Source organism: Acinetobacter sp. S54, from assembly GCF_016624945.1.
Lineage (GTDB): Bacteria > Pseudomonadota > Gammaproteobacteria > Pseudomonadales > Moraxellaceae > Acinetobacter.
The window spans coordinates 44,793-61,618 of the sequence record NZ_JACVUI010000014.1; the positions used below are offsets into that span (position 1 = coordinate 44,793).

The window sequence follows — 16,826 nt, forward strand, 5'->3', positions numbered from 1 at the left end:
CTTGCTCCTACTTATACAAAATCTTGCGCGATTAGGTATTCGGTAACTTGGGTAGTAAACGGTATATTTCGACGTGCCAAACATTCTGTCACACTATCTTTTGCCCCTGTAGCTGGCGTTATTCCTGATGGCATAGTGACTTCACTCATATGCGAATTGAGACATTCATCAATATCGGCCGATGACTCGCTAGAGAATGTCGGCATAATCGATACTGCAAATACCTTTACAGGCTTATTTTTTTCAAATTTTACGCCATTTGAATCGGTACCATATTGCATTGCATAAAATGGATCATTTTCTGATTGACTAGAAAACTTAACGGAAACCTGTGTCATTACTGCTCTACGTCCAGAAGTAAAAAAGTTCCCGCTTGAGGCAGAAACACTGCAATAGCCATCTTTACCTAAGGCGTCATTTGTAGGCTGGGTTTTTCCTGCTTCCCACATCATTAAGCTGGCTCGATTAATATCAAAAAAAGCGGACTCTTCCCCTCGAAAGCAGAACACCATTTCTTTATCTTTATTTGCTGCGCCATTGATATAACCAAACATGCCACTTGCAGTTAAGCTTTGAATTAAATTGTCTTCTCTTTCAACATTGAAAAAAGCACTATCTGAATTTTGTATTAATAACTGTTGTGCTTGACCATTTGTAGCAATACCTAGTGAAATTAAACTTTGTCGCACTGCAAGAGTCCCAATAATCATAATAACTAATAGCATAATCATTACTACAATTAAGGCCGCCCCGCGTTGAGATGAATAATGTCTCATTTCCCTCTCTCCCCAAAAGTATTACGCAATGCGATATTTTGCACGACCACTTGCCTCACATATTTTGGCGCGGATGCAGCTGGCGTTTTAACCTTAATAGATTGGTCTAAGACCTGAAATATTTGGCTATTATCAATAATGGCATCATTACCTGCAGGTTGAGCAGAACGAACTAATGCACCTAGTTGTATAGAAAGAATCCTTGGACGTGAACCTGCTGCAATATCCATATAATCCTTAAATGAAATATAGCGATAATTGGCACCACTCTGGACACCTAATAACACCCTAAAATAATCCACTCTTTTCATAATAATTTGCCCGGAAGTACTACCAAATAATCGAGTCCCCAGGGCGGAAGATGGTGCTCCACCTTCTACTTTTGTAACTGCTGGTGTTTCAGCAATGGCATAAAAACCAGCTTCACAAGCTAAAGCAAGCGGAGTATTAGGTTCATTAGATGCTGCACTAGCGTCTGATCTTAAAAAATAACGTTGAACAATCATTTGCTGACCAAAGGGAAGACCTCCCCCAGGATCTTCAACCTTAAATCTCAGTTCACGCCCTTCACAATCATAACCGCCTACCCACTCATCATCACTGGTAGCTGTTGAGCCTTTATCATCCAGAATATACTGCGGTCGATATTGAATAGTCAGTTGATCACTTGATAAACTTCCATCGGAATCGGTAACAACATTGGAGGCACCTGTCCATGCCGGCGCAGTGCCAGCACTCATCCCATTACTTCTAGATAGAAAATTAACCCCAGCACTATTTCCAACGATGGTGCGAAATAAATTACTTAAAGGCCTAGCAGGAGTATATGATCCATCTTTCGTCGCATTAACAGAAGAAGTTAAAACAACTCCGCCATAACTCGTCTGATCATTAATTTCAGAAACAGAGATATTTAAATTTGTTAGACGAATATCTCTTGTTATGTAATTTAAACCAAAGTTAGCATTATCCTGTAAATCGGTCATTCCTTGCTGGAGGGTATAACTACGTTGAGCCGTAAGAAATAACATTATTGCAGCAGCAGAAATCACTAACCCCAACGCTAGAGAAATCATTAATTCAATTAAAGTCAGTCCTGCTTGATTTTTTAGCATCAGTACATCTCCATAATCAAGCACGTTGAGACAGGATCATAAGCTGTACTGGTTGTACAATTTCCCTCCCCATTTGCTTCTCCATTAAGGGGAGCCGTATCCCCCCAAGCAATATAAACACAATTACGATTGTCATTGTTGCCAGGACAAGCAACTAAATTTACCGACATCCCTACTGAATGTGCTCTTGTAGTGATTTGAGCCACATCAAAATCAGCTAACTCTGTTACATTACAATCTGCGGTAAAACAATTTTTTGTCGAAGTTGTTTGGTTGGCTGCTGTTTTTATTTCAGTTTCATAAGTTGCCAATGCTCCTCGATTGACACGTACTCGCTCTGCTAAATCTCTTGCAAGATTCATTGCCTGAACTCGATAATTACTCTCGGATGTGGCCTCAACTGCACGGTATTGCAAAGCAATAAATCCTAATATGCCAATTGCCAAAATTAGTAACGCGACTAATATCTCTATTAATCCTACGCCACGTTGATTTTTTATAGTTATTAGCATGTTGAGCTCTCTGTAATATTTACTGTACCCATTAAAGATATATCAATACTTTTAGATTTATCTCCACCGCTTTTATTGCAAATCACAAAAGGCTTATTCTTAATATCTGCATCAAAATCTTTCACACCACCACTCAATAAAAAAGTAATTTCTGTCGGTGATCCAGATTTTAAAACTGCATCGCCTGTGGGTATCCAATATAGGGTTGTTGCAGTATCTGGAGTTTGTTCAGTTTTACTTAAATCGACTGTCATTTCTTTACGCTCTAACACAGCTTTTGAACGTGCCTGATTCAACTGAGATACAAGCTGCTGCGTACTTCTATTAAAATTTTGTGCCAAAGCCATATTCCTAAAAGAAGGCACCGCCATTGTCGCAATGACTGCTAACACTGCAATAGTGACCATTAATTCAATTAGCGTAAATCCTGAACCCTTAACCATTGTCCGCCCTACTTTTTATAACCGCTTTTTTTATGATTCTAGATTAACTGTTTTTTTTACAGAACCAATACAATCAAGATTAAGGGCGTAAAAAAACGGATGAGTAGCACTCATCCGTTTTTTTAGGTCTTTACTGGGTAAAAATTAAGCTTGAACCACTTGTATTCTTAACTCTTTTGGCAAGCTAAATGTAATATTTTCCTCTCGCCCATCTAACTCTTTTGGTGCTTCTGCTCCCCAATCTTGCAAACGCTGAATGACCTGTTTAATTAAAATTTCTGGAGCAGATGCACCTGCTGTTACCCCGATTTTATCCTGAGGTTTAAACCAAACCTGTTCAAGCTGATCTGCATTATCCACTAAATACGCCGATTTCCCCATACGCTCTGCAAGTTCACGAAGTCGGTTGGAATTGGACGAATTTGGAGAACCTACTACAAGCACCACATCGCACTGCGCAGCTAAATCGCGTACCGCATCCTGACGGTTTTGCGTAGCGTAGCAAATGTCATCTTTACGTGGTCCCTGAATATGAGGAAAACGTGAACGCAATGCATCAATGACTTTAGCTGTATCGTCGATAGATAAAGTAGTTTGTGTCACAAAGGCTAACTTTTCAGGATGTTTTACCGCCAGCTCAGCAACATCTTTTTCATCTTCAACCAGATAAATATCTCCGCCACTTTTTTTGTCATATTGTCCCATGGTGCCTTCGACTTCTGGATGACCTTCATGACCAATTAAAATCGCCTCTGTACCCTCACGTGCGTATTTAGTCACTTCAATATGCACTTTAGTGACCAAAGGACACGTGGCATCAAAGACTTTTAAGCCTCGCTGCTCCGCCTCAAGCTGAACAGCTTTAGAAACGCCATGTGCACTAAAAATCACGATCGAATCATCTGGAACTTGATCCAGCTCATCAACAAAAATCGCACCACGCTGACGCAAATCATCTACCACAAATTTATTGTGAACCACTTCATGACGCACATAAATGGGAGGGCTAAAACATTCAAGTGCACGATTGACGATTGCAATCGCACGGTCTACACCAGCACAAAAACCTCGTGGATTTGCCAATACGATTTGCATATGATCCTCAACAACTGACTGAAATGAACAATATTTTAAATTTTTAAGTGAGATAGCGGGCTAAAGTTGGTCTTCGACTCTTTAGTTTAAGCTGTCGGTACACTACAATAGCGAAGATATTTTATCATATCAGGAAAAATATCATGTCGGGTCTATTGTTTGTCGTTTCTGCTGCATCAGGAACAGGCAAAACATCTTTAGTCAAAGCCCTACTGGAGCGTGTCACCAATTTACACGTTTCCGTTTCGCATACCACCCGTGGACAGCGATCAGGTGAACTCGACGGCGTACATTATCATTTTACCACAAAAGACGCTTTTCTAAGCCACGTTGAACAGAGTGGTTTTATTGAATATGCTGAGGTTTTTGGTAACTATTATGGAACCTCACAAGCTACTGTAGAACAGCAACTTGCAAAAGGTCATGATGTATTACTCGAAATTGACTGGCAAGGTGCACAACAGGTTCGCCGGCTTTTCCCTGATTCCCGACAAATTTTTATTCTTCCTCCTAGCCAGTTTGATTTACGTCAGCGCTTATCCAACCGTGGCACAGATTCTGTTGAAATCATTGAGCATCGCTTGAGCTGTGCCGTTGAAGATATGCAGCAATATGTCAATTTTGATTATGTGATTATTAATGATGACTTTAATAAAGCACTGCACGACCTTGAATCCATTATTACTGCAAACCGCCTGACTTTGGCACAGCAAGTTTATCGTCATCAGCCTTTGATTGAACAGCTCATCACTCCGAATAACGAATAAACTTGAGTCTGCGCCCAATACATTTTATACTTCGCAGTCTAGTTGTATTTATAACCCGAGAATTTATATGGCACGCGTAACCGTTGAAGATTGTTTAGACCATGTAGACAACCGCTTTGAGCTTGTACTAGTGGCAAGCAAACGCGCGCGTCAACTGGCTCGTCAGGGCATTGAACCGACTGTAGAATGGGACAATGACAAGCCAACTGTAGTTGCATTACGTGAAATTGCTACAGGTCATGTCACTAAAGATATTTTAAAACAGCGCGATCAAGATTATCAAACGTCTAGTCTTGATTTAGCTTTATCTGCAAATAGCTTAAATCTGGAAGGCTTTTCTTTCCAATAAGCTTTTGTTCAGTGAAAAAGAGTGCTTATATAGCACTCTTTTTTATACCCGAAAATATAATAATCTGCGGCTTCACATTACAATTTAATTTTTCCATATTCATCTTTTTGTCATCAATTTTTCTCTATTCTTTATTTCAACCCAGCCATTTTGCTCAAAAATAAAACACTCATTACATTAAACTGCCTAAAAAAATGCATCTTGCCCATCAAAAATGGTGCATCTCAATAAAAGATTTGATACAACTGTAAGATTCGATTGATTCTGCCGATCTCTTCTATTGAAATTTACCAACGCATATTTTTTGTGAACAAATTGACAAAATTTGCAATATGCATTTCATTAAGAGATAGGTACATTCTAATTATTCACTGCAAATAAAGGTGCTCTATGCCAGGCGAAGAGGTCAGCCAAGCCAAGCGACAGCTCAAACTTATTATCGATGCCTATTTAAAAGTTGAGGATGTCGAGCGTGTGCTTGCTGCCTGTGATTTTGCCGATTTGGCACATACGGGCATTACCCGTAAAAGTGGAGAGCCTTATGTACTGCACCCTATTGCAGTATGCTGTATTTTAGCGCATATGCGGCTGGATGCAGAAACCTTGATGGCTGCGTTATTACACGATGTCATTGAAGATACGGAATATACTAAAGATGATGTTGCGGAGCGTTTTGGGCGTACCGTTTCAGATCTGGTCGATGGGGTGACTAAACTTACCCATTCAAGCGATAAACAATTTAATAAAGCAGCTTCTTTTCGTAAAATTTTACAAGCTACCTTACAAGATCCACGTGTCATTATTATCAAGCTAGCAGATCGCTATCATAATATGACCACGTTAGATGCCCTGCGCCCAGATAAACGCGCACGAATCGCACAAGAAACGCTCGATATTTTTGTACCTATGGCGCGTATTGTCGGTATGAATGAAATGGCGGATAACCTTGAATTGTTGTGTTATCAGAATCTAGATTTGGATATGTACAATAATGTACAAACAGCATTACTTGAAAGTAAACCCAAACGCTGTGAGTATCAGACTCAATGGGAAAAGCATTTAGCTGATTTACTTCTGGCCTACCAGTTAAATGGTCGAATTAAAAAGAAAAACAATAATATTGAATTATTACGTCATTTTGTGAAAAATGAAATTGATTTGCATGAACTGACGCATAGCCATGCCTTTGAAATTATTTTACATAGCATTGCCGATTGTGATCGTTTGGTTGAAGCGTTAAGGGAAAATTTCGAAGTATTACATTACGAAGATCATATTCGACGTCCACTTCCAGGTGGTAATCAATCTTTATTGATGAAACTCAAAGGTGAAAATACTACGCTGTCCTTAACTATTCAAACTGAGCTCATGCGTAAAGCAGCGCGTTTTGGTGTGGTACTTGGTGAAAATGCCCCACAGGCTTGCCGATCAGCAATTCAGGCTTCCATGCAGAATTTAAATACCCTGATTGATGATGCCTGCGCCAAAACTACATTTAATGATTTGTTGGATTATCTTCATCAGGAAAAGATCTGGGTGTACACACCACACGGTCACTTGCACGAATTACCACAAGGCGCAACCGTTGTTGATTTTGCCTATGCTGCTAGCTTATTTCTTGGCAATCATGCCGTAGGTGCCAAAGTTGATGGTGAAATTCGCCCCCTTTCTACTCCATTAACCAGTGGTCAAGTAGTCGAAGTTATTACCGATGTTTTAGCCACACCTAATCCAGACTGGTTAAGTTTTATTAATACTCAAAAGGCACGCCGCGCCTTACAAAATATTTTGCGTGATCAAGACATTGAGGAACAGCGCTTAGTTGGACAACAAGCTTTGAATCGTGCCTTAAAACTATTTAACCGATCCATCAATGATTTATCTGAATCGGACTGGCTTGATTTATTACAATGGCGTCATGTTGAGACCCAAAACGCTTTATTTGAACAGATTGCGGTAGGGGATCTGTTACCGCAACTGGTCGCTAATCATTTATATGTGCAACAAGATACAGCGCCCGTTGAAACACATGAATCCGATAGGTTAATTCAGGGAACTGAAGGGATTGATGTCAAATATGCGCATTGCTGCAATCCTGTTTTAGGTGATCCTATTCAAGGCCATTTGTCACGTCGCGGGCTCATTGTACATCGTGCACGATGTCATAATTTACTGCATGAACAGCATTTACATCCAGAAAATATTATGCCATTACATTGGCAATCCGATGATCTGGAAGATGTCAGCTTTAATGCGTATTTATGTGTAGAATTGGCGATGGATGATGAACAAGTCTCTGAGTTAATCTATTTATGTCGTAAATCGCATATCGGAGTAGAGCAAGTTTATCCTAATGCTGATTCTACCTATGCCAACATTGTAGTTAATAATCGAAAGCAAATTGCTCAAATCATCCGAGATTTACGCATGCAATTCAATTTCCCCCGTATTTCTCGCCTCGCTCTTCCCCCTTCGATTATGGAAAGCTCTCAAGCCAGTTAAAGCCCTCATTGCATGACTCAAACAGAATGAATTAATTCTGGATAATTCATGGATCGACCTTTTGTCCAGCCGCCGCATGGATTATGATGGGGAATAGTTTAGATTGAGGAAAAATCAATGACCCGTCAAGTGATCCATACTGAAAATGCACCTGCTGCGATTGGAACCTATTCTCAGGCAATTTTAGTGGACAACACGCTTTATTTATCGGGTCAAATTGGTTTAGACCCTTATAGCATGGAGCTTGTTGAAGGCATTGAAGCGCAAATCCGCCGAGTATTTGATAATTTAAAAGCAGTCTGTGAAGCAGCTGGTGGAACATTAGCGGATATCGCGAAATTAAATATTTTCTTGACTGATTTATCTAATTTTCAGTTAGTGAACCAAATTATGGGTGAGTATTTTGCGCAGCCCTATCCTGCACGTGCGGCCTTAGGAGTAGCAAGTTTGCCAAAAGGTGCTTTGGTAGAGATGGATGGTATCGTGATTATCAACTCATAATTAGATCAATTTGCAATCGATACCACCTATTAGGTGGTATTTTTTTATTCAAAATGGCAATGATCAAAATCCTCTTTTTAAATGAATTTCATTGACAAACGATAATAATTATCAATAATATCAGTTATCCCATTTCATAATGCGAATAAGTCTGATGTACGTGTGTTTATGTCGCGGTATTACCGATCAAGATATTAAAGATGCTGTTGCAAACGGTGCTGAAAGCTATCGTGAAATTCGTGATTTATTAGATTTGGGTACATGTTGCGGACGTTGCGCGCCAGAGGCCCGCAATATTATTAGTGATGAACTTGCTGAAATTGCTGCACGCATTTCAGTTGCTGCTTAAATTCTATTTTAAACATAATTATAACAATATCATCATGATCCCCAGATCATATTCTCCTCCCCGCTTGTGACTCTAAGCGGGTTTTATTTTTTCTCAATTTTATATTTAGTTGTTTTTGATTGCGATTTTCATTTGCTGTTCCATAAATTACTCGCTTGAACCCAAAATCTTGATTAAACTTAGCTTAAAAGATGGCCTTGAATCTTACTGTCGGGTCAAAACTTGTTTTGGGAGTCAGCACAATGAAAGGCAATCGTGAAGTTATCAATCAACTCAATCAGGTGCTTTATCATCATTTAACCGCCATTAATCAATATTTTTTGCATTCACGTATGTGTAATGACTGGGGCATTGAAAAATTAGGCTCAAGCGAATATAAAGAATCGATCCGTCAAATGAAACATGCCGATAAAATTATTGAGCGTATTTTATTTTTAGAAGGTCTTCCAAATTTGCAACATCTTGGCAAGCTTTATATCGGCCAACATACTGCAGAAGTTTTAAAGTGTGATGTACGTAAGGTAAAAGAAAACATTGAAGTCGAAAAGAAAACGATTGAAGTGTGTGAACAGGCCCAAGATTATGTCTCTCGTGATTTAGTTCGTGAAATTCTAGAAAAAGAAGAAGAATTTTGGGATTGGACCGAAACACAAATTGACTTAATTGAAGATGTAGGTATCGAAAACTATATTCAAAGTCAGGTTTGATTCATTTACATTGTTTCTTTAAAAAACAGAAAAAGGCAACTATTGATTATTTGCCTTTTTTATTGTGTAGCTGCGGTTACATCTTGTTCTAAAGTTTGCGCGTTTTGACTTTTAATTTTTTCAATGTCTGCATTCAGCCGTAATACATCTTGATAGAGTGTATTAAATTGTTTGACTTGACTACTTTCATAGAATGAGATTTTACCTTGTTGTTTTTGCCAACGATGATTTTTGAGTAACTCAAACATTTGTTCTGCTTTATTATAAATTTGTTGCTCCAGATTAAATAATGCGTACTCCTTAGGTTGTTCCTGTTTTTGACTTAATTTTTGTAAAAGAGCGGCTTTCATTTGAGGATTAATGGATAAACTACGTGCCTGATTGAAGAAATGCCGTTGTAATTCACTTGTGTCCTGTAAGTAATTGGTTTCAATCATTTTAACATTAGCTAGCATTTGTGAGGTTTCTGCATAATTTTTTTGCCGATCTTGGTCAAGTCGATCAACATCTAGAAATTTATCCCATTGAGTGGCTTTTAGCTCTCGTAAATATAGATTTCTGGCTTCGGCATTTTCCATCCAATAATTCAACAAAAATTCGGACACAATTTTATAATCGCCATACAGTCGTTTATCATGCACATCCAGATGGATCGGCTTTTCCCAGTTTTGAGCCTGATCGTAAAGCTGCTGCATTTTTTCAGACATCACGACATCAAACATTTTTTGGTTATAAGCATCGTCGCGCTGATATTGTGAGTTTTTATAAAACCAGAAGACACATGCCACTAACAAAATGATGAGAACCAAACCCATCATTAAACGGCGCATTTGCATATGCAGCTCCTTTATTTATTTGTTATTTTGTTTTATTGCTATTGGTCAGATGAATTCTCATCCTCACCAAACTCTTGGCTTGATTGCATAACTTGTAATGCTGTATTGCAGTTTTTGTACTTTAAACTGCGTTTGCTCACCCCTATTATAAAGTTATTATCCATATTTGAGTATAAAACATGCGTGTAGATATCTGGTCAGATGTAGTTTGTCCATTTTGTTATATTGGAAAAAAACGTCTAGAACACGTAGCAGAGCAGGCAGGTATCGAATTAGAGGTACATTGGCATAGTTTCGAACTTGATCCTCATTCGCCTGCAAAACATGATATGTCAAATACTGAACGTCTGGCGATTAAATATGGTCGTACTTTTGAGCAAATGCAAGAAATGGAACGTAATATTGCAGAGATGGCAGCCACTGAGGGGATTGACTTCCAATGGCAGCAAGCCAAATCTGGTAATAGTTTTAACGCACACCGAATTATTCATCTGGCGCAAAGTAAAGGCTTAGGTGATCAAGCCGAAGAAGCCTTCTTTCATGCGTATATGACTGAAGGCCTTGCCATTGGCGAACGTGAGGTGGTCGAGGAAATTGCGTCTCGTATTGGACTAGACCATGCAGAAGTTGAGTTTGTACTTAACAGTGATGAATTAGCTGATTTTGTACGCCATGATGAAAAAATTGCACATGAACAGCTCAATATTAGTGGTGTTCCTTTTTTTGTTTTTGATCAAAAACTGGCTTTATCGGGTGCACAGCCACGTGAAGTCTTTTTACAAGCTTTACAACAAGCACAAGAGCAAAATCAGGAAGGGCCTATTTCACCCTCTACAGCACTATGTAATGATGATAGCTGTGAATTCCCATCCAAGTAAAATATGATTTTTTATGTCTAGAGTTATTTTGCAATGCTGCGTTGCAAAAATAGACTATGCTACAAAATGATTAAATTATAAAATTCAGCCTAGAAAATGCGCTGTAATTTCTTATTTTAATGCTCATCAGCCCAATACTATTGATGAGTATTATTCAGTTTATCCCCCCGCTTAAGGGGGATTTTTTATAATTCTAATTCAATCTGATAAATTTTACGTTTTGCTACGGTTTTAAGTCGTGGCACAATCGGACGCACATTGGTAATTTCCCATGCCCAATAGCCTGCTTCCCAATGATTTGCACAAGCAACTTCAACTTCGTTTTCAGACCACGGGTGCACAGCAATAATATCAATCATGGCAATGGCTTCTCCGGCCTGTTCATCACCATTTTGATAAAGAAACTGCGTATTTTGTACGATCACTAAATCTCGTAAGGGCAATTGTTCAGGCTGCCATGAACGGATTTCCAGTTTTTTGAGTCCTGATACGATCCGTTCACAACCAGGTGCAACAATCGACAAAGCTTTAAATTTCTTCAAAAGTACTAACTTCCCAATGTCTACTATTTTATAAAACTTTAAACATTCGACAAACCATAAAATAGCTTAATTCATTTTATAGGTATCCTTCTTCACTGAAGTCATTAAACTTGCAACCAAAATGTCAAGGTTGTTACTAAACTCAGTTTTTTATTAACAGCTCTGCCACAAAAGCAGGCCAAATCTATGTTTAGATAATTTCAATGACTCGTTCGACTCAATTCAGGTCATGGATATTGCAACCTAAATAAGAGGAAATGAAAATGGCAACTGATCAAAATCCTAATATATTAGATACTGCCAACACTTCAACAGTAAATGAGCAGGAATCCGCAAAGAAATCCCGTTTTTCTCCGACTGTCAAAGGTGTTGTTATTGGTGCTGTGGCAGGCAGTATTTTGCCTGTGTTCGGTACATTTAGTGGCGCGCTAATTGGCGGTATTGCAGGTAAACTTTACTCTCGTCGCTGTCAACAAACCCATGCTTCGGCCTAATCAAAACTGATGTGAATAACTTTAATCACTGAATTATTCTAATGTCATAAAAACTCTCCGCTTGTGGGGAGTTTTTATATGAGTCTAGTTTAATTCATTCAATTTAGATTAAACTGCTTCTTTGCAACTATTTTCCATCTGTCTCAGTATGTCCAACAAATAATGAAAGCTTATCTAGCATTGGCTCTGGCTATTATATTTGAAGTGGTTGCCACTTCATTGCTGCCGCATACCAAAGGTTTCACTCACGCTCTTTATACTACAATCATGGCTATTTGTTATGTATGTGCATTTTATCTATTGAGTATTGTTGTCAAAACCTTACCCGTAGGGATCGCTTATGCTATTTGGGCCGGTTTAGGTATTGTGCTGGTCGCAGCGATTAACTTTGTCGTTCTCAAACAAAAATTGGATTTGCCCGCGTTATTGGGCATTTTTCTTATTATTGCTGGGGTAATGATCATTAATTTATTTTCTAAATCGGTCAGTCATTAAGATAGTTGCATAAATCGGGTCTTCATATACAAAATAATACTCTACATCCTTAAAATTACTTAATTTTGTTGCGAAGACTTGATTTTCTTTCGTAAATCAACAAAAGTGATCACATAAATGAGATAATAATGAATGTATAGCCAATATGATGAAATTAAACCATTTTAATTTAGGTTCTCGCGTTGTATATTTCTTGCTATGTATGGGGGGAATAAGTTCGCTTTCAGCCAATACAGAAACTGTCGACACAAGTGCAGAGCAACCTTCTGGCCAAGCTCCTTCTTTAGTTCTACCTTCTGATCCCAATATTCCTCCGACATCTGTGGCCTATGCGGTAAAATTACATCAACTAAATCCTCCGCATGATAAAAATTTGCTGGATCTCATTCCTGAATGGGTTGATGCCACGCCTACAATTTTACCGCCAGAATCAAATACTTTAATTGTGCCACCTACGGCAGAAACTAAAAATAGAACCTGGGTCGATCGTAAACAAAGCCAAATTAGTCAGTGGGCAGACCGCACCTCGGGAAAAATTGATCATTGGTTTGGAGATGTGGATGCTAAAAAACCAGCTGATGCTACTTTAAGGGTTATGTTGGATAATTATTGGGATGAATATAATGGCTATGAGATTAAGCCACGTATTCGAGGAAAAATTAAACTTCCAACACTCGAAAGACGTTTTAGTGTGGTCTTTGGGGATGACTCGTTAGATGATGAGTTCGATAATAATATCGCCAATACCAATGTCGATCCGAATGGCGATAAAAAAAGACTTGATTCACGCCAAACGCGTGATAATAACGGTTCACTCGCATTGCGTTGGTCTGATTTTTCCAAACGTTTACCCTTTGAAACCGATGCCGATCTGGGGATTCGTTCAGGTGATGATATTTATGTCCGTTTAAAAGCCAAACGTGTCTGGCCTCTACGCAACGATTTTTCTTTTTATGCTGAGCAAATTTATCGCTATGGCATCGACAGTAAAAACTACTTAAGAACTAATTTGGAACTCACCCATGCACGTCCAAATGAGGCTTTTTTGTCCAATCAATTTAGTCTGACTTATGCAGATGATCAAGACGATGATCTTTGGTGGGAAAACCGTTTATTTAGACAACATCAATTTTTTGCAAATAACCGTTTTAACTACGGTTTGTATACTGGTGGTTATTATAATAACAGTGATTTACGTTTAAATAGCTGGGGGCCTTTTATGTCGTGGCGTCAACAACTCTGGCGTGAATGGTTTTATGTACAGGGAGATCTAAATTATTTTAATGATCATCGTGAAGATCGTAGCCATTATGTGAGTACTTTTGTACGTTTAGAAGCATTGTTCTAGATCATAAGATGCATTCAGCGCGTGTCATGTTTTATAATGATAGGCGCTGTACCTAGCCAAATCAAAACTTAAATAAAAAATTAAGATTGATTTTATACTCTGCCCAGATTCATTATTTTTATTGCATATTCTCCTATGAAGCGATGTCCTATCGTTCATTTCCAGCTCGCAATCATCTTAAGTGTATGCAGTGTTTATGCTGTATGGACAGTGATCCATTCGTTGTCAAAGCCCTACTCCTCTCAGCTTCACCCCGTTTATTCGGGTCAAAATAAGTTATCGGAATCGACATGTACGGAATCAGAGCAATCGTCGAGTTCAGATGAAGAATCAATTTTTTCTAATGAACAACTCAGCCAAGAATTATTAAGTGTTTTTGGCAATGATTCTTTATGGGCAAGGACTTTACAGCAACAACCTCAAGCCGTAAAAAAATTTGGACAAAGCCATAAGGGTAAAAGTAAAAAAAATAAAGTGAGTAATCCTGATCCAATTAGCGCTAGCATTAGTACCATTACCAGTTTGTTGCCATTTTCTAATGACGTAAATTTAGGTTCAAATTCAAATAGTGATGTATATGTTCAGTTTTTAGCAAAAAAAAATTGGGTGCTCCGACATGATATCAGTATCGACACTCAACAGTTGTTTCGCTACGGCTCAACGAGTAAAAATTATTCTGAAACAACGCTCAATCTGAATCAAAAATTACAAGACAATACTCTATTTTCCAATCAATTCAGTCTAAACAAAAGCCAAGATGAAGAATACTATTGGGCCAATCGAACCTTCCAACAATATCAATTTTTAAAAAATCATCGCCTAATTTATGGGATTTACAGCAGCGGCGTTTATGATCAAGAGAAAAAGGATTGGGAATTGCAGCTTTGGGGCCCTTATCTTTCATGGCGTCGACCCTTATGGCGTGACTGGATTTTTATAGATAATCAGATTTCCTATTATCATGATCTCACTACAACTGATAAGGAACTTCAGCATGTGTTTAGTACTACGCTACAACTTGAAGCAAATTTTTAATACGGGAACAACGTCGTAAGACACGTAAACTTGTGGATAAGTTTGACTTTACCCACAATAATTAAAAACTATAAAAAACCCCGACCGTAGTCAGGGTTATACAAATGAATTTACTTCAACAATAAATTATTAATTCGTTTGACATAAGCCGCCGGATCTTCTGGTAAACCACCTTCAGCGATAACTGCCTGATCAAAAATCACGTTGGCTAGATCATCAAATTGTGCTGAATCTTCCAATTTTTTTACCAAAGGATGCTCTGGGTTAATCTCAAGAATCGGTTTTATTTCAGGTACTTCCTGCCCTGCTTGCTTTAACATACGAATTAATTGAGGAGATAACTCACCTTCTGACGTCACTAAACACGCAGGAGAGTCAACCAAACGTGTAGTCACACGAACTTCTTTAGTTTTCTCTTTCAGTGATTCACCTAGTTTTTCAACCACTGGTTTGAATTGCTCAGCTGCTTGTTCTAGCGCTTTTTTTTCTTCAGAATCTTGCAGGTCACCTAGATCCACTGCCCCTTTCGAGACATTCTGTAGTGGTGTTCCATCAAATTCATGGACAAAATTCATCGCCCATTCATCGACACGTTCTGCCATGAGCAGAACCTCAATTCCCTTTTTCTTGAACAACTCAAGTTGTGGTGAATTTTTAGCAGCATTCAGACTATCAGCAGTCACATAATAAATGGCCTTTTGCCCTTCTTTCATGCGAGCTTTGTAATCTGCCAGTGAGGTGCTAATTTCATCATGATTTGAAGTCGCATAGCGTAAAAGCTTCAAAATACGCTCACGGTTACCCACATCCTCGCCTAGCCCTTCTTTAAGCACTGCTCCAAATTCGCTATAGAAAGTTTTAAATTTTTGCTGATCTTTTTCATCTTCCGATTTTGCTAAACCATCAAGAAGCGTTAATACACGACGTGCATTGCCCTCACGAATGGTTTTAACATCACGACTTTCCTGCAACAGCTCACGACTAACATTTAACGGTAAATCTGCACTGTCCACCACACCCTGCACAAAACGTAAATAATTTGGAATCAGGTTATCCGCATCATCCATGATAAAAATACGCTTCACATATAATTTGATCCCTGCTTTTGCCTCGCGAGTAAAAATGTCATGGGGTGCTTTGGCTGGAATATATAAAAGTTGAGTGTATTCAGTACTGCCTTCAACGCGATTATGTGCCCAAGCCAAAGGTGCATCAAAATCATGAGTCAGATTCTTATAAAATTCGATGTACTGTTCTTCTGAAATCTCATTTTTGTTGCGAGTCCAAAGCGCGCTGGCAGAATTAATCGTTTCCCATTCTTCGGTTTTCACCATCTTGCCACTTGCTGCTTTCTCTTCATCCTCTAAAGCTTCATCTTCTTGCCACACTTCTTTTTGCATTTGAATAGGCAAACTAATGTGATCTGAATATTTATTAATAATTTGTTTAACTTTATAGCTTTCCAAATATTCCAATGCATCCTCACGTAAATGCAAAATAATATCTGTACCACGTGAAGCCTTGCTAATTTGTTCAACTTCAAATTCGCCCGTACCGCCACTTATCCAGCGAACACCTTCCTCTGCTGGAAGTCCAGCACGGCGTGATTCAACCGTAATTTTATCTGCAACAATAAATCCAGAGTAAAAACCAACACCAAACTGACCGATCAATTGAGCATCTGACTTTTGATCACCTGTTAATTTGGACATAAAATCTTTAGTGCCTGATTTTGCAATGGTACCCAGATTATCGATAGCTTCTTGCTGATCTAAACCAATACCATTATCAGAAATCGTAATGGTTTTATTTTCTTTATCCAGACGGACACGCACATGTAAATCTGGATCATTTTCATAAAATTCTGGATGATTAATACCTTCAAAGCGTAATTTATCACACGCGTCTGAAGCATTTGAAATCAATTCACGTAGAAAAATTTCTGGATTTGAATACAGTGAATGGGTCACTAAATGTAAAAGTTGGGCAACTTCTGCCTGAAAACTATAGTTCTGTGAAATTTTTTGTTCGCTCATCACTCACTCCTAAAATACAATTTATCGTAACGTATTCTTTGATGCT

At 38.5% G+C, this 16,826-nt stretch carries 19 protein-coding genes; 11 read left to right on the forward strand and 8 right to left on the reverse strand.

The genetic code is table 11. From position 1 onward, the window contains the following. Nucleotides 1-11: 11 nt before the first annotated feature. The 5 genes from IAE20_RS14675 to ispH all read right to left on the reverse strand — a co-directional run bounded on the left by IAE20_RS14675 (nucleotide 12) and on the right by ispH (nucleotide 3,941). Entirely contained in the window at nucleotides 12-776 is a 765-nt protein-coding gene (locus tag IAE20_RS14675; RefSeq protein WP_120371091.1) for a PilX N-terminal domain-containing pilus assembly protein, read from the reverse strand. After that, nucleotides 773-1,891, reverse strand: a complete 1,119-nt coding sequence (locus IAE20_RS14680) for a PilW family protein (protein WP_200482647.1) — start codon at nucleotides 1,889-1,891, stop codon at nucleotides 773-775. The genes IAE20_RS14675 and IAE20_RS14680 overlap by 4 nt, the downstream gene beginning before the upstream one ends. Continuing rightward, complete coding sequence (pilV, locus tag IAE20_RS14685; protein ID WP_200482648.1) at nucleotides 1,891-2,403, reverse strand: type IV pilus modification protein PilV; 513 nt, start codon at nucleotides 2,401-2,403, stop codon at nucleotides 1,891-1,893. The genes IAE20_RS14680 and pilV overlap by 1 nt, the downstream gene beginning before the upstream one ends. Further along, entirely contained in the window at nucleotides 2,397-2,846 is a 450-nt protein-coding gene (locus tag IAE20_RS14690) for a GspH/FimT family pseudopilin (RefSeq protein WP_200482649.1), read from the reverse strand. Before IAE20_RS14690 ends, pilV begins: the two co-directional genes overlap by 7 nt. Before the next feature lie 144 nt (nucleotides 2,847-2,990). After that, nucleotides 2,991-3,941: a 4-hydroxy-3-methylbut-2-enyl diphosphate reductase gene (gene ispH / locus IAE20_RS14695; RefSeq protein WP_200482650.1), complete on the reverse strand. Its 951-nt coding sequence runs from the start codon at nucleotides 3,939-3,941 to the stop codon at nucleotides 2,991-2,993. A 143-nt stretch (nucleotides 3,942-4,084) separates the two neighbouring features. Here ispH and gmk point away from each other — a divergent pair, with 143 nt between their 5' ends. The 6 genes from gmk (at nucleotide 4,085) to bfr (ending at nucleotide 9,116) form a co-directional block, all read left to right on the forward strand. After that, nucleotides 4,085-4,708, forward strand: a complete 624-nt coding sequence (gene gmk, locus IAE20_RS14700; protein WP_200482651.1) for a guanylate kinase — start codon at nucleotides 4,085-4,087, stop codon at nucleotides 4,706-4,708. A 67-nt stretch (nucleotides 4,709-4,775) separates the two neighbouring features. Continuing rightward, nucleotides 4,776-5,057: a DNA-directed RNA polymerase subunit omega gene (gene rpoZ / locus IAE20_RS14705; protein WP_120371097.1), complete on the forward strand. Its 282-nt coding sequence runs from the start codon at nucleotides 4,776-4,778 to the stop codon at nucleotides 5,055-5,057. A gap of 390 nt (nucleotides 5,058-5,447) precedes the next feature. After that, entirely contained in the window at nucleotides 5,448-7,559 is a 2,112-nt protein-coding gene (locus IAE20_RS14710) for a RelA/SpoT family protein (protein ID WP_200482652.1), read from the forward strand. 117 nt (nucleotides 7,560-7,676) lie between these two features. Then, nucleotides 7,677-8,060, forward strand: a complete 384-nt coding sequence (locus IAE20_RS14715; protein ID WP_200461531.1) for a RidA family protein — start codon at nucleotides 7,677-7,679, stop codon at nucleotides 8,058-8,060. 154 nt (nucleotides 8,061-8,214) lie between these two features. Next, the gene (locus tag IAE20_RS14720; protein ID WP_004683388.1) at nucleotides 8,215-8,409 is read left to right on the forward strand and encodes a bacterioferritin-associated ferredoxin; all 195 of its coding nucleotides are present in this window, start codon (nucleotides 8,215-8,217) and stop codon (nucleotides 8,407-8,409) included. 242 nt (nucleotides 8,410-8,651) lie between these two features. After that, entirely contained in the window at nucleotides 8,652-9,116 is a 465-nt protein-coding gene (gene bfr / locus IAE20_RS14725) for a heteropolymeric bacterioferritin subunit Bfr (RefSeq protein WP_200461532.1), read from the forward strand. A gap of 59 nt (nucleotides 9,117-9,175) precedes the next feature. Here the strand turns inward: bfr and IAE20_RS14730 are convergent, their stop codons facing one another. Then, nucleotides 9,176-9,946 carry a hypothetical protein gene (locus IAE20_RS14730; RefSeq protein WP_227611105.1) on the reverse strand — a complete coding sequence of 257 codons (771 nt, stop codon included), beginning with the start codon at nucleotides 9,944-9,946 and terminating at the stop codon, nucleotides 9,176-9,178. A gap of 185 nt (nucleotides 9,947-10,131) precedes the next feature. On the opposite strand from IAE20_RS14730, the gene IAE20_RS14735 reads away from it, so the two are divergent. Beyond that, entirely contained in the window at nucleotides 10,132-10,830 is a 699-nt protein-coding gene (locus IAE20_RS14735) for a DsbA family oxidoreductase (RefSeq protein WP_200461534.1), read from the forward strand. A 185-nt stretch (nucleotides 10,831-11,015) separates the two neighbouring features. Here IAE20_RS14735 and IAE20_RS14740 read toward each other — a convergent pair whose 3' ends face one another. Beyond that, entirely contained in the window at nucleotides 11,016-11,372 is a 357-nt protein-coding gene (locus IAE20_RS14740; RefSeq protein WP_200482654.1) for an ASCH domain-containing protein, read from the reverse strand. Between the two features lie 263 nt (nucleotides 11,373-11,635). Here IAE20_RS14740 and IAE20_RS14745 point away from each other — a divergent pair, with 263 nt between their 5' ends. The 4 genes from IAE20_RS14745 (at nucleotide 11,636) to IAE20_RS14760 (ending at nucleotide 14,744) form a co-directional block, all read left to right on the forward strand. Next, nucleotides 11,636-11,866 carry a glycine zipper domain-containing protein gene (locus tag IAE20_RS14745; RefSeq protein ID WP_200461536.1) on the forward strand — a complete coding sequence of 77 codons (231 nt, stop codon included), beginning with the start codon at nucleotides 11,636-11,638 and terminating at the stop codon, nucleotides 11,864-11,866. Nucleotides 11,867-12,028: 162 nt separating this feature from the next. Beyond that, nucleotides 12,029-12,361, forward strand: coding sequence for a DMT family transporter (locus IAE20_RS14750; RefSeq protein WP_200482655.1), 333 nt, complete (start codon nucleotides 12,029-12,031; stop codon nucleotides 12,359-12,361). Between the two features lie 322 nt (nucleotides 12,362-12,683). Beyond that, the gene (locus IAE20_RS14755; protein ID WP_413784504.1) at nucleotides 12,684-13,709 is read left to right on the forward strand and encodes a hypothetical protein; all 1,026 of its coding nucleotides are present in this window, start codon (nucleotides 12,684-12,686) and stop codon (nucleotides 13,707-13,709) included. Between the two features lie 135 nt (nucleotides 13,710-13,844). Beyond that, nucleotides 13,845-14,744 (forward strand): selenocysteine synthase, encoded by a 900-nt coding sequence (locus IAE20_RS14760; protein WP_200482656.1) that lies wholly within the window; start codon nucleotides 13,845-13,847, stop codon nucleotides 14,742-14,744. Nucleotides 14,745-14,854: 110 nt separating this feature from the next. Here IAE20_RS14760 and htpG read toward each other — a convergent pair whose 3' ends face one another. Then, the gene (gene htpG, locus IAE20_RS14765) at nucleotides 14,855-16,780 is read right to left on the reverse strand and encodes a molecular chaperone HtpG (RefSeq protein WP_200482657.1); all 1,926 of its coding nucleotides are present in this window, start codon (nucleotides 16,778-16,780) and stop codon (nucleotides 14,855-14,857) included. Nucleotides 16,781-16,826: the final 46 nt, after the last annotated feature.